Consider the following 12,157-nt stretch of genomic DNA (forward strand, 5'->3'; position numbering starts at 1 on the left):
TTATCGGACTCCGGCAGGCGTACGGGCGTCGGACAGATCGGCGGGCGAGGCCAGGTGGCCCAGCACGGCGGTGGCGGCGGCGACCTGCGGGGAGACCAGGTGGGTACGGCCGCCCTTGCCCTGCCGGCCCTCGAAGTTCCGGTTCGAGGTGGAGGCCGAACGCTCGCCGGGGGCCAGCTGGTCGGGGTTCATGCCGAGGCACATCGAGCAGCCCGCGTGCCGCCATTCGGCGCCGGCGGCGGTGAAGACCTTGTCCAGACCCTCCTCGACGGCCTGGAGGGCGACCCGGACGGAGCCGGGGACGACCAGCATCCGTACGCCGTCGGCGACTTTGCGGCCCTCCAGGACCGAGGCCGCGTTGCGCAGGTCCTCGATGCGCCCGTTGGTGCAGGACCCCACGAAGACGGTGTCCACGCCGATCTCGCGCAGCGGCTGCCCGGCGGTCAACCCCATGTACTCCAGGGCCTTTTCGGCGGCGTGGCGCTCCGAGGGGTCCTCGTACGAGGCGGGGTCGGGGACCGCGGCCGACAGGGGCGCGCCCTGGCCGGGGTTGGTGCCCCAGGTGACGAACGGCGCCAGCGCGGAGCCGTCGATGACGACCTCGGCGTCGAAGACCGCGTCGTCGTCGGTGCGCAGCGTCTTCCAGTACTCCACCGCCGCGTCCCAGTCCTCGCCGCGGGGGGCGTGGTCGCGGTCCCGCAGGTAGGCGAAGGTGGTCGCGTCGGGGGCGATCATGCCCGCGCGGGCACCGGCCTCGATCGACATGTTGCAGATGGTCATCCGGGCCTCCATCGAGAGCTTCTCGATGGCGGAGCCGCGGTACTCCAGGATGTAGCCCTGGCCGCCGCCGGTGCCGATCCGGGCGATGATGGCCAGGATGAGGTCCTTGGCGGTGACGCTGTCGGGGAGTTCGCCCTCGACGGTGATCGCCATGGTGCGGGGGCGGGCCAGCGGCAGCGTCTGGGTGGCCAGGACGTGCTCGACCTGGCTGGTGCCGATACCGAAGGCCAGCGCGCCGAACGCCCCGTGGGTGGAGGTGTGCGAGTCGCCGCAGACGACCGTGGTGCCGGGCTGGGTCAGGCCGAGCTGCGGGCCGACCACGTGCACGACGCCCTGCTCGACGTCACCCAGCGGGTGCAGCCGGACGCCGAACTCCGCGCAGTTCTTGCGCAGGGTCTCCAGCTGGGCGCGGGAGACGGGGTCGGCGATCGGCTTGTCGATGTCGAGGGTCGGGGTGTTGTGGTCCTCGGTGGCGATGGTGAGGTCGAGGCGCCGCACCGGCCGGCCGGCCTGGCGCAGACCGTCGAAGGCCTGCGGGCTGGTCACCTCGTGCAGCAGGTGCAGATCGATGAAGAGGAGGTCGGGCTCACCATCGGCGCGCCGGACGACGTGGTCGTCCCATACCTTCTCCGCGAGTGTCCTACCCATCGCTTTCCCTCCGGCCGGCGCCCTCGCCGGCCCAACTAGAGATTCGGGTGCCGCCGCCCGGACCCCCGACCGGGGCGGTGGCTGCGGGCCGTCGTACGGCCGCACGTACAGGTTCGCAACTTCCGGGGAAAATTGAACTTGCGTTTCACAGAGTGAGACGCGAGTATCGTCGTATGGACAACTCTAGCGGCGTCGGCGTTCTCGACAAGGCAGCTCTGGTATTGAGCGCCCTGGAGTCCGGTCCGGCCACCCTCGCCGGGCTGGTCGCGGCGACAGGGCTCGCACGGCCCACGGCACATCGACTGGCCGTGGCACTCGAACACCACCGCATGGTGGCGAGGGACATGCAGGGCCGTTTCATCCTCGGCCCCCGGCTCGCGGAACTCGCCGCCGCGGCGGGCGAGGACCGCCTCCTGGCGACGGCCGGACCCGTGCTCACACATCTGCGCGACATCACCGGCGAGAGCGCGCAGCTCTACCGCAGGCAGGGCGACATGCGGATCTGCGTGGCCGCCGCGGAGCGGCTGTCCGGTCTGCGGGACACCGTGCCGGTCGGCTCCACGCTGACGATGAAGGCGGGTTCCTCCGCCCAGATCCTGATGGCCTGGGAGGAGCCGGAGCGTCTGCACCGGGGCCTGCAGGGGGCCCGCTTCACGGCGACGGCCCTCTCCGGCGTCCGCCGGCGCGGCTGGGCCCAGTCGATCGGTGAGCGCGAGCCGGGCGTGGCCTCGGTGTCGGCGCCGATCCGCGGGCCGTCGAACCGGGTGGTCGCCGCGGTGTCCGTCTCCGGCCCGATCGAGCGGCTCACCCGCCACCCGGGCCGGATGCACGCACAGGCCGTCATCGACTCGGCGGCACGGCTGAGCGAGGCCCTGCGGCGCACGGGCTGACGGCCCCGTTATCCCTACCGACCCTCTCCGGCCGCCCCAGCGTTGTGGCGGCCCAAGTCGCCCGCCCCGCAGCCGAGATGGGCGCTCCGCCCGGGACCGGCTCCGGCGGCGGCCTGCGGGGGACGCACACGCAGAAGGCCCTCCACCGAGGTGAAGGGCCTTTCCGTACTGCTGTGTTGTACCCCCGACCGGATTCGAACCGGCGCTACTGCCGTGAGAGGGCAGCGTGCTAGGCCGCTACACAACGGGGGCTTGTTATTTCGGTCTTGCGCTGGGCTACCAGGACTCGAACCTAGAATGACGGTACCAGAAACCGTAGTGTTGCCAATTACACCATAGCCCATGGTGTGACAAGTACCCCCGACCGGATTCGAACCGGCGCTACTGCCGTGAGAGGGCAGCGTGCTAGGCCGCTACACAACGGGGGCCCTAGCGATCCTCACCCGGCCTGAGCCGGGTGTTGTCACCGAAGAACGTGGGTGCGACCCAGATGTTCTCGCGGGATGGATCTGTACCCCCGACCGGATTCGAACCGGCGCTACTGCCGTGAGAGGGCAGCGTGCTAGGCCGCTACACAACGGGGGCTTGTTACTTCGGTCTTGCGCTGGGCTACCAGGACTCGAACCTAGAATGACGGTACCAGAAACCGTAGTGTTGCCAATTACACCATAGCCCACTGAAACGCAACCCCTGGGGTCTTGTTTCTGTCTGCGCTTCCCGGCCGGATCTTTCGGCCCGCTCGGGCGGCGCAGGAAGAACATTACCTGAAGGTGTCCGGCGCTCCAAAACGGGTATCGCCCGCCAGCAGACCGGGCAGCTCGTCCAACGCCGTGATCCGTACAAGCTCGGGACGGCCGCCCCGCTCCTCGCGGTCCAGCCAGATTCCCGTCAGCCCGGCGGCGACCGCGCCGCCCGCGTCGATGTCGGGTTCGTTGCCCACGTAGACCACCTCGTGCGGGAGGAGCTCCAGGGCGTCGCAGGCGGCGTGGAAGGCCGCCGCGTCCGGCTTGGAGACGCCCAGTTCGACGGCGCACACCACCGCCTCGAAGCGGTCCCGCACCCCGAGGGCGCGCAGCTTGCGGTCCTGATTGCGGATGCTGGAGTTCGACAGGACGGCGTGCCGGTAGGCGTCCGCCAGCCGGTCCAGGACCGGCACGGTGTCGGGGAAGAGCGCCCACGCGGCCTCGTAGTGCGCGGCGTGCCGGCCGAACCAGTCGTCGGCCTCGGCGTCGCTCAGCGCCCTCCCGAGGAACGCCCTCACCCGCTCCCGCCGCTGCCCCGGGAAGTCGGTCTCCCCCGCGGCGAACCTCCCCCACTGCACGTCCGTGACGGCCTTCCAGACGCCGAGGGCGTGTTCGGGCGAGGTGTAGGCCTCGGGCAGCCCCTCGATCTCCAGGTGTCTGCGCATACCGGCGCGGTCGGCTCCCGAGTAGTCGAAGATCGTGTCGTCGATGTCCCAGAGGACCGCCCGGATCGCCATGCGGCCAGATTAGCGGCGGTTCCGCCGCGCCACCGGCGGATCCGCACAGCGCGACGGGGGTGGCCGCCCGGCTCGGGCGGCCACCCCCGTGGCGTGCTCGGTGGAGCTAGACGGCGAGCTTCGCCAGCGCCGCGTCGATGCGGGCGATCGTCTTCTCGCGGCCCAGGATCTCCAGGGACTCGAAGAGCGGCAGGCCGACCGTGCGGCCGGTGACGGCGACGCGGACCGGGGCCTGCGCCTTGCCGAGCTTCAGACCGTGTTTCTCCCCCGCGGTGAGGACGGCCGCCTTGAGCGCCTCGGCGTTCCAGTCGGCGGCGGTCAGCTCGGCGCGGGCCGTGACGAGCAGGGCGTCGGAGCCCTCCTTCATGGCCTTCGCCCAGGACGCCTCGTCCTCGACGGGCTCGTCCAGGAAGAGGAAGTCGACGTTGGCGGTGATGTCCGAGAGGACCGTCACGCGCGTCTGGGCGTGCGGGGCGATCTCGGCGAACTGCTCGGCGTCGAAGGCCTCGGGCGCCCAGGGGGCGAAGGGGGCCTTCAGCCAGGGGCCGCAGGCCTCGGTGAACGCCTTCACGTCGAGCATCCGCAGGTGCTCGGCGTTGATGTGCTCGGCCTTCTTCAGGTCGAAGCGTGCCGGGTTGGCGTTGACGTCGGCGATGTCGAACGCGGCCACCAGCTCGTCGCGGCCGAAGATGTCGCGGTCCTCGGCGATCGACCAGCCCAGGAGCGAGAGGTAGTTGAGCAGCCCCTCGGGCAGGAAGCCGCGCTCGCGGTAGAGGTTGAGCGAGGCCTGCGGGTCGCGCTTGGAGAGCTTCTTGTTGCCCTCCCCCATGACGTACGGGAGGTGGCCGAAGGCCGGGGTGTCCTTGGCGACGCCCAGCTCGACGAGCGCGCGGTAGAGGGCGATCTGGCGCGGGGTGGAGGACAGCAGGTCCTCGCCGCGCAGGACGTGGGTGATCTCCATCAGGGCGTCGTCGACCGGGTTGACCAGCGTGTAGAGCGGGGCGCCGTTGGCACGGACGATGCCGTAGTCCGGGACGTTCTCCGGCTGGACCGTGATGTCGCCGCGGACCAGGTCGGTGAAGGTGATCGCCTCGTCGGGCATCCGGAAGCGGACGATCGAGGTGCGGCCCTCGGCCTCGTACGCCGCCTTCCGCTCGTCGCTCAGGTCGCGGCAGTGGCCGTCGTAGCCCGACGGCCTGCCGGCCGCGCGGGCGGCGTCGCGGCGGGCGTCGAGCTCCTCGGTGGTGCAGTAGCAGGGGTACGCGTGCCCGGCGTCCAGGAGCTTGGCCGCGACGTCCTTGTAGAGGTCCGTCCGCTGCGACTGGCGGTAGGGCTCGTGCGGGCCGCCGACCTCGGGGCCCTCGTCCCAGTCGAGGCCGAGCCAGCGCATCGAGTCGAGCAGCTGCCGGTAGGAGTCCTCGGAGTCGCGGGCCGCGTCGGTGTCCTCGATGCGGAAGACCAGGGTGCCCTGGTGGTGCCGGGCGAAGGCCCAGTTGAACAGGGCCGTCCGGACCAGGCCCACGTGCGGGTTGCCGGTCGGGGAGGGACAGAAACGTACACGGACAGGGGGGTTAGCCACGCTTGATCACCTTGTTGGTGAGAGTGCCGATGCCTTCGATGGTGACGGCGACCTCGTCGCCGACGTGCAGGGGGCCGACCCCTGCGGGGGTCCCGGTGAGGATCACGTCGCCCGGGAGCAGCGTCATGGCCTCCGTGACATGGACGACCAGGTCCTCGACGGAGCGGATCATGTCGCTCGTCCGGCCGAGCTGGCGCTGTTCGCCGTTGACGGTGGCCTGGATCGCGAGGTTCCCGGGGTCGACGTCGGTCTCCACCCAGGGGCCGAGGGGGCACGAGGTGTCGAAGCCCTTCGCGCGGGCCCACTGGCTCTCGCGGCGCTGGACGTCGCGTGCGGTGACGTCGTTCGCGCAGGTGTAGCCGAAGACGACGTCCTTGACGCGCTCGCGGGGGACCTCGCGGCACATGCGGCCGATCACCACGGCCAGCTCGGCCTCGTGGTGCAGCTCCTCGGAGAAGGAGGGGTACTCGATGGAGTCACCCGGACCGATCACCGAGGTGGTCGGCTTGAAGAAGGCGACAGGCGCGTCCGGGACCTCGTGGCCCATTTCGGCGGCGTGCTCCGCGTAGTTGCGGCCGATGGCCACGACCTTGTTGGGGAGCACGGGCGGCAGCAGCCGGACCTTCTTCAGCGGGACCTTGGTCCCGGAGAGCTCGAAGTCGGTGTACGGGATGCCTTTGATGATGTCGAGCACGAGGCTGTCGGGGCTGTCGCCCTCGACCGCGCCGAAGGCGACATTGCCGTCGATGGAGAACCTGGCGATGCGCACGGGATGCTGTCGCCCCTCACTTGCTGGCTGGCTGAAGACTGACGCTCCAGGCTATCGCTCCGCCGGGCGGGGCGGAGCGGCGGCGCGGGTGAGGGGCCCGCTCACCGGTGCTGTCCGGTACCGGCGGTCACGCAGCCGTGACCGGGGCCTCCATGAGGATGGTGCGGCGCGGGTTGGCCGTGCGGTTCGGCAGCTCCACGGCGTGCTCCCGGCTCTCCGGCGTCTGCAGCGTCCCGGCGTCCGCGAGGTGCGCCAGCGTGGTGCGCCGCGGGTTGGCAATGCTGCGGGAGGTGATCGTCGTCTTCATCTGCCGTGTGGACCCTTGTCACTGGGGGCGCGGCCCGGAGGTTGCGCCGGATTCCGGATTCTCTATCCCTGTCAAGCGTCAGGCTAAACATGCGATTCCCCGCCCCGACCGGGATCAGTCGGCGATCATCGTGTGAGTTTGCTCACGAAGTTGCCGACAAAAAGGTCATTGCAGGCAGTTGATCAAGGGAAGCAAACCAGACAATACGTCACCTAGTCCGCCATTCCTCTCCCGATCATGGCGTCTGGGACACCTGCCACCTCCGGCGACTCCACCCGCAATCGACCGTTTTGACACCGAACACGGTCCACATCTTGTGACACGCCCATCACACCGTGTCATCCAGGTCACAGCCCGGTACTCGGCCCTTGTTGGAGATCCATCACTGTGCTGGAATTCCACGCACCGCCGCGGGTTTGCGGGCCCGATGCGCAGGGGCGCAACGCAGCGCCGAGTGGCGGCGGGAGGGGGAAGTACGCCGGTCACTCACGACCACCATGGGGCGCGTCCAGCGCCCCACGACGCCGACACCGTTCCACCGCGCCACGCGCGGAGGGACGCCTGGTCCAGAGGTTGCGACGCTAGTGCAGGGACGTTTCAAGAGGGATGGCATGGGGTCGCCCCAGCCCCGCCAGAGCCGAGGGGAAGCTCCGGCGGATCAGGAGCCGCGCGGCGGGAACGACCGCGGTTCCTCGCCCCAGCACGCCCAGAATCCCGGTCCGGCCGGTGACGGCGGCGACCGTGCGCAGCGTCCCGGCACGCCGGGCGCCGGCGCCGCGGAGACCCCGGCGTCCGAGAACCCCGGCGGTCCCACCTCGGCCGGATCGCGCATGGCCCTGCGCAACTGGCGCATCAGCACGCGTCTGGTCTCGCTGCTGGCCCTGCCGGTGGTCGCGGCGACCACCCTCGGCGGGCTGCGCATCGACCAGTCCATGAACGACATGGACCAGCTGGAGCACATGCAGCTGCTGACCAAGATGACCAAGCAGGCGACCGCGCTCGCCAACGCGCTCCAGGAGGAGCGCGACAAGTCGGCAGGCCCGCTGTCCAACGGCGTGAAGGCCACCGACTACAAGGTCACCCAGCCCCGGGAGCGCACCGACCGCGCGAAGGCCGCCTTCTTCGAGGCCACCGACGAGATCGGCAACACCCCCGGCGACGCGGCCCTGGACAGCATCCACGCGAGCGTCAGCCAGATAGGCACGCAGCTGGGCAACATCACCAGCATCCGCAAGGACGCCTACGCCGCCGACAGCCCGAGCCTCAACACGATCGACCAGTACAGCCAGCTGATCACGTCGCTGCTGAGTCTTTCGCAGGACATGGCGCAGGCCACCAGCAACCCGGAGATGATCAAGCGCACCCGTGCGCTGGCCGCCTTCTCCTCTTCCAAGGAGTACGCCTCCGTCGAGCGCGCCATCATCGCCGCGGCCCTGCCCGGCGCCGAGAGCGACAAGACGCACCTGAACGACAACGACCAGGCGTTCGGACGCAACGCGCTCGGCAAGGCCGGCTCGACCCTCAAGACCTTCGAGACCACCTACGAGTCCACGGGCAGGAGCTCCGCCGAGCTGCTGGCGCCGCTGGACAACGGGAATCCCGAGATCACCGCTGCCGACGTCTATGCCAAGAAGGTGCTCGACAGCCCTCTGGGCATGGAGGGCAGCAAGGCACGTACCTACATGGACTGGTACGACCAGAGCTCCAACAAGATCCAGGCCATGAAGACCATCGAGGAGACGCTCCTCGGCGAGATGGAGAGCAAGGCCCGCGAGCTGCGTGAGGAGTCGCAGCGCGACGCGATCCTCAACGGTGCGATCATCCTCATCGTCCTCGGGGTGTCGCTGGTCGGCGCCTTTGTCGTGGCGCGGTCCATGATCCGCTCGCTGCGCCGGCTCCAGGACACCGCGACCCGGGTCGCCCAGGACCGGCTGCCCGAGCTCGTCAAGCAGCTCTCCGAGACGGACCCGCAGGACGTCGACACCTCCGTCGAGTCGGTCGGTGTGCACTCCCGGGACGAGATCGGCCAGGTGGCCGCGGCCTTCGACGACGTGCACCGCGAGGCGGTCCGGCTGGCCGCCGAGCAAGCGCTGCTGCGGGGCAACGTCAACGCGATGTTCACCAACCTCTCGCGCCGCAGCCAGGGCCTCATCCAGCGCCAGCTCTCGCTCATCTCCGAACTGGAGTCCCGCGAGGCCGACCCGGACCAGCTGTCCTCGCTGTTCAAGCTCGACCACCTCGCGACCCGCATGCGCCGTAACGGCGAGAACCTCCTCGTCCTCGCGGGCGAGGAGCCCGGCCGCCGCTGGACCCGGCCCGTGCCGCTGGTCGACGTGCTCCGTGCCGCCGCCTCCGAGGTGGAGCAGTACGAGCGCATCGAGCTGGCCGCGGTGCCCGCCACCGAGGTCGCCGGCCGCGTCGTCAACGACCTCGTGCACCTCCTCGCCGAGCTGCTGGAGAACGCCACGTCGTTCTCCTCGCCGCAGACCAAGGTCCGGGTCACCGGTCACGCGCTGCCGGACGGCCGGGTGCTCGTCGAGATCCACGACACCGGTATCGGCCTCTCCCCCGAGGACCTGGCGGCGATCAACGAGCGGCTCGCCGCGCCGCCCACCGTGGACGTCTCGGTGTCGCGCCGCATGGGTCTGTTCGTGGTCGGCCGCCTGTCCCTGCGTCACGGCATCCGCATCCAGCTGCGGCCCTCCGACTCCGGCGGTACGACCGCGCTGGTCATGCTGCCCATGGAGGTCGCGCACGGCGGGAAGCAGCCGCCGAAGCAGGCACAGGGCAAGGGCCAGCAGGGCGGCGCCCCGGGCGGACTGCTCGGCGGTGGCGCACCGGCGGGCGGACTGCTCGGCGGCGGTGCTCCCGCGGGCGGCCAGCGTCCCGGACTCGGCGGCCCCGGATCGGCGCCCGCCAAGGGACTGGGCTCGGCCGCTCCGCGCGGCCAGGTCGGCGCGGGCTCCGCGCCCCGGGCCGCGCTGCCCTCCCGCGACGGCGGACCGCGTCAGCCGCAGGGCCCCGGTCAGCAGGGTCCGAACCTGTTCGGCCAGGGCCGGTCCGACGGTCCGCGCCAGGGCGGCGGCCTCGCCGGTGCCTTCGCGGGCGGTGCCCGGCACGGCGCCCGTCCCCCGCAGGACCCCTCGGCCGGTGCGGACTCCGGCCGGCCCAACCTCTTCGGCCACTCCGGCCAGCCGCCCGCGCGTCAGGTGCCGGAGCAGAACCAGCTCGGGCAGGGCGGGCCGCAGCAGCCCGGCGGTCCCGGCCGCCAGCTGCCGCCCTCCGGCGGTCCGCGTGCCGAGCTGCCCGGCGGCAACCCGCAGCCGCAGCGCCCGCAGAACACCAGCTGGGGCGTGGAGGAGCAGGGGGCGGCCCGGCACCAGCAGTCGGACGCGCCGCGCGGTCACGAGGACCGGGACCGCGAGTCGGGCCGGTTCGCCCGTCCCGGCACCTCCGGACCGGACCGGTCGTTCGGCGCGCCGGACCAGCGCCCGCCGATGAACGACCGTCAGGACCCGGCGAGCACCGCGCAGTTCGCCCGCCCGGACTTCTCGGCACCGCAGGGCCCGTCGGCCCATCAGGGCCAGGACCCGGCCGCCACCGCGCAGTTCGCCCGCCCCGACTTCAACGCCCCGATGCCGCAGGACCAGGGCTTCGGCGCGCTGGACCCGCAGCGTCCGCAGGCGCCGGCGCCCCGCGACGGCTCCGACTTCGGAGCGCCGTTCCCGCCGGCCGCCCCGCTGGGTGACCTGCCGCGCCGCCCGGTCCTGCCGCAGCAGCCCGACGGGCTGCCGCCGGCCGGTCCCGGTGACGGGCGCACCCCGCTGTACGACACGCTGGAGACGAACTGGTTCCACGGACCGCAGCAGGGCGGCCAGCAGCCGCCCGCCGCTCCGCAGGGACCGGCCGCGCCCCAGTACTCCGACACCCCGCCCCCGGTCATGCCGCGACGCGGCGCGGCCGACACCGGCGCCACCAGTTCGTGGCGCGCCTCGCCGAACGACGAGCTCGGACGGCAGGCGGAGCGGGTCAAGAAGCCCGCCGCGGGCGGGATCACGACCTCCGGACTGCCCCGCCGTGTCCCACGTGCCAATTTGGTTCCGGGCACCGCACAGCAGCAGAATCATCAGTCCGGACCTCAGGTTTCGCGTGCGCCCGATGACGTACGCGGCCGTCTGACCAATCTCCGCCGGGGCATCCAGCAGGGACGACAGGCCAACACCGGCTCGTCTACCGGCAGTTTCCAACTCGGCCCCACTCACCAGCAGGAGCGTTAGTTGAGCCCCATGAGTCAGGCCGCGCAGAATCTGAACTGGCTGATCACCAACTTCGTGGACAACACCCCAGGGGTGTCCCACACGGTGGTGGTCTCCGCGGATGGCCTGCTGCTGGCGATGTCCGAAGGTTTCCCGCGCGACCGCGCCGATCAGCTGGCGGCCGTCGCCTCCGGCCTGACGTCGCTCACGGCGGGTGCCTCCCGGATCTTCGAAGGCGGCGCCGTCAGCCAGACGGTTGTGGAGATGGAGAGGGGTTTCCTCTTCCTCATGTCCATCTCCGACGGATCGTCGCTCGCCGTCCTCGCCCACCCGGACGCCGACATCGGTCTGGTCGGCTACGAGATGGCTCTCCTCGTGGACCGCGCGGGGACCGTCCTCACCCCTGACCTCCGTGCCGAGCTACAAGGAAGTCTGCTCCACTAGACGGCCATGCGGCAGCCACCTGACACGATCCCCCCAGGTACTACTCACAACCCTCACCCGTCCGGCCGAAAAAGCCCCTCACCGGCCGCCTTCAGACGGCAGGCCGACTTCCTGCTGTCACGCCCGGAGGACTTATGACCCCGCCACCCGCCTCACCTGATCCGTACGGCGCACTGCATCACGCGTCGTACGACGGTGAAGGCGATCAGCCGCTGGTGCGCCCGTACGCCATGACCGGCGGCCGGACCCGGCCGCGTTACCAGCTCGCGATAGAGGCGCTGGTCAGCACCACCGCGGATCCCGCACACCTCGGGAGCCTGCTGCCCGAGCACCAGCGGATCTGCCACCTGTGCCGTGAGGTCAAGTCGGTGGCCGAGGTCTCGGCCCTGCTGTCCATGCCCCTGGGCGTGGCACGGATCCTCGTGGCGGACCTGGCGGAAGCCGGCATGGTGGCCATCCACCAGCCGGGCAACGGAGAGGCCGGCGGCGCGCCGGATGTGACACTGCTCGAAAGGGTGCTCAGTGGACTTCGCAAGCTCTAGCGGCGGTACGGCCCGTGCCACCACCTCGGCGAAGATCGTGGTGGCAGGGGGCTTCGGCGTGGGTAAGACCACGTTTGTCGGTGCCGTCTCGGAGATCAATCCGCTGCGCACCGAAGCCGTGATGACGTCCGCGTCCGCGGGCATCGACGACCTGACCCACACCGGGGACAAGACCACCACCACCGTGGCCATGGACTTCGGACGCATCACCCTGGACCAGGACCTGATCCTCTACCTGTTCGGCACCCCCGGACAGGACCGCTTCTGGTTCATGTGGGACGACCTGGTCCGCGGCGCCATCGGCGCCGTCGTCCTCGTCGACACCCGACGCCTCGCCGACTGCTTCCCCGCAGTCGACTACTTCGAGAACAGCGGCCTCCCCTTCGTCATCGCCCTCAACGGCTTCGACGGACACCAGCCCTACACCCCCGACGAAGTACGCGAAGCACTCCAGATCGGCCC

The 12,157-nt window shown here is 70.8% G+C and carries 10 protein-coding genes and 5 tRNA genes; 5 read left to right on the plus strand and 10 right to left on the minus strand.

The features are described 5' to 3' along the window. Positions 1 to 1,428, minus strand: a complete 1,428-nt coding sequence (leuC, locus tag ABZ172_RS27950) for a 3-isopropylmalate dehydratase large subunit (RefSeq protein ID WP_356887765.1) — start codon at positions 1,426 to 1,428, stop codon at positions 1 to 3. 173 nt (positions 1,429 to 1,601) lie between these two features. On the opposite strand from leuC, the gene ndgR reads away from it, so the two are divergent. Then, positions 1,602 to 2,318, plus strand: coding sequence for an IclR family transcriptional regulator NdgR (ndgR, locus tag ABZ172_RS27955; protein ID WP_356887767.1), 717 nt, complete (start codon positions 1,602 to 1,604; stop codon positions 2,316 to 2,318). Positions 2,319 to 2,497: 179 nt separating this feature from the next. Here ndgR and ABZ172_RS27960 read toward each other — a convergent pair. From ABZ172_RS27960 to ABZ172_RS28000, 9 genes are all read right to left on the minus strand, one after another. Beyond that, a tRNA-Glu gene (locus tag ABZ172_RS27960) sits at positions 2,498 to 2,570 on the minus strand. A 19-nt stretch (positions 2,571 to 2,589) separates the two neighbouring features. After that, positions 2,590 to 2,661, minus strand: a tRNA-Gln gene (locus tag ABZ172_RS27965). A 12-nt stretch (positions 2,662 to 2,673) separates the two neighbouring features. Beyond that, positions 2,674 to 2,746 (minus strand) — tRNA-Glu (locus ABZ172_RS27970). Between the two features lie 84 nt (positions 2,747 to 2,830). Beyond that, a tRNA-Glu gene (locus ABZ172_RS27975) sits at positions 2,831 to 2,903 on the minus strand. Positions 2,904 to 2,922: 19 nt separating this feature from the next. After that, positions 2,923 to 2,994: transfer RNA gene (locus ABZ172_RS27980), tRNA-Gln, on the minus strand. A gap of 84 nt (positions 2,995 to 3,078) precedes the next feature. Then, complete coding sequence (locus ABZ172_RS27985; protein ID WP_356887769.1) at positions 3,079 to 3,798, minus strand: HAD family hydrolase; 720 nt, start codon at positions 3,796 to 3,798, stop codon at positions 3,079 to 3,081. Positions 3,799 to 3,904: 106 nt separating this feature from the next. Beyond that, complete coding sequence (gltX, locus tag ABZ172_RS27990) at positions 3,905 to 5,377, minus strand: glutamate--tRNA ligase (protein WP_356887771.1); 1,473 nt, start codon at positions 5,375 to 5,377, stop codon at positions 3,905 to 3,907. Next, a complete protein-coding gene (locus tag ABZ172_RS27995; protein WP_356887773.1) occupies positions 5,370 to 6,146 on the minus strand; it encodes a fumarylacetoacetate hydrolase family protein in 777 nt (258 codons plus the stop codon). The genes gltX and ABZ172_RS27995 overlap by 8 nt, the downstream gene beginning before the upstream one ends. A gap of 127 nt (positions 6,147 to 6,273) precedes the next feature. Beyond that, entirely contained in the window at positions 6,274 to 6,453 is a 180-nt protein-coding gene (locus ABZ172_RS28000; RefSeq protein WP_356887775.1) for a hypothetical protein, read from the minus strand. Positions 6,454 to 7,064: 611 nt separating this feature from the next. Between ABZ172_RS28000 and ABZ172_RS28005 the strand changes: the two genes are divergently transcribed. The 4 genes from ABZ172_RS28005 to ABZ172_RS28020 form a co-directional block, all read left to right on the plus strand. After that, positions 7,065 to 10,730, plus strand: coding sequence for a nitrate- and nitrite sensing domain-containing protein (locus ABZ172_RS28005; protein ID WP_356887777.1), 3,666 nt, complete (start codon positions 7,065 to 7,067; stop codon positions 10,728 to 10,730). Beyond that, positions 10,731 to 11,153, plus strand: coding sequence for a roadblock/LC7 domain-containing protein (locus ABZ172_RS28010; RefSeq protein ID WP_003966009.1), 423 nt, complete (start codon positions 10,731 to 10,733; stop codon positions 11,151 to 11,153). A 134-nt stretch (positions 11,154 to 11,287) separates the two neighbouring features. Beyond that, positions 11,288 to 11,695, plus strand: a complete 408-nt coding sequence (locus tag ABZ172_RS28015) for a DUF742 domain-containing protein (RefSeq protein WP_356887779.1) — start codon at positions 11,288 to 11,290, stop codon at positions 11,693 to 11,695. After that, positions 11,676 to 12,157, plus strand: a 482-nt coding sequence (locus tag ABZ172_RS28020; RefSeq protein ID WP_099177640.1) for an ATP/GTP-binding protein, incomplete at its 3' end; no start/stop codon positions are given. The genes ABZ172_RS28015 and ABZ172_RS28020, both read left to right, overlap by 20 nt.

It is taken from the genome of Streptomyces sp. NPDC006296 (genome assembly GCF_040613235.1).
Taxonomy (GTDB): domain Bacteria; phylum Actinomycetota; class Actinomycetes; order Streptomycetales; family Streptomycetaceae; genus Streptomyces.

Excerpts from the sequence above, each read along its gene's own strand:
- leuC (WP_356887765.1), bottom strand. The coding sequence starts at position 1,428 with ATGGGTAGGACACTCGCGGAGAAGGTATGGGACGACCACGTCGTCCGG.
- ndgR (WP_356887767.1), top strand. The coding sequence starts at position 1,602 with ATGGACAACTCTAGCGGCGTCGGCGTTCTCGACAAGGCAGCTCTGGTA.
- ABZ172_RS27985 (WP_356887769.1), bottom strand. The coding sequence starts at position 3,798 with ATGGCGATCCGGGCGGTCCTCTGGGACATCGACGACACGATCTTCGAC.
- ABZ172_RS28000 (WP_356887775.1), bottom strand. The coding sequence starts at position 6,453 with ATGAAGACGACGATCACCTCCCGCAGCATTGCCAACCCGCGGCGCACC.
- ABZ172_RS28005 (WP_356887777.1), top strand. The coding sequence starts at position 7,065 with ATGGGGTCGCCCCAGCCCCGCCAGAGCCGAGGGGAAGCTCCGGCGGAT.
- ABZ172_RS28015 (WP_356887779.1), top strand. The coding sequence starts at position 11,288 with ATGACCCCGCCACCCGCCTCACCTGATCCGTACGGCGCACTGCATCAC.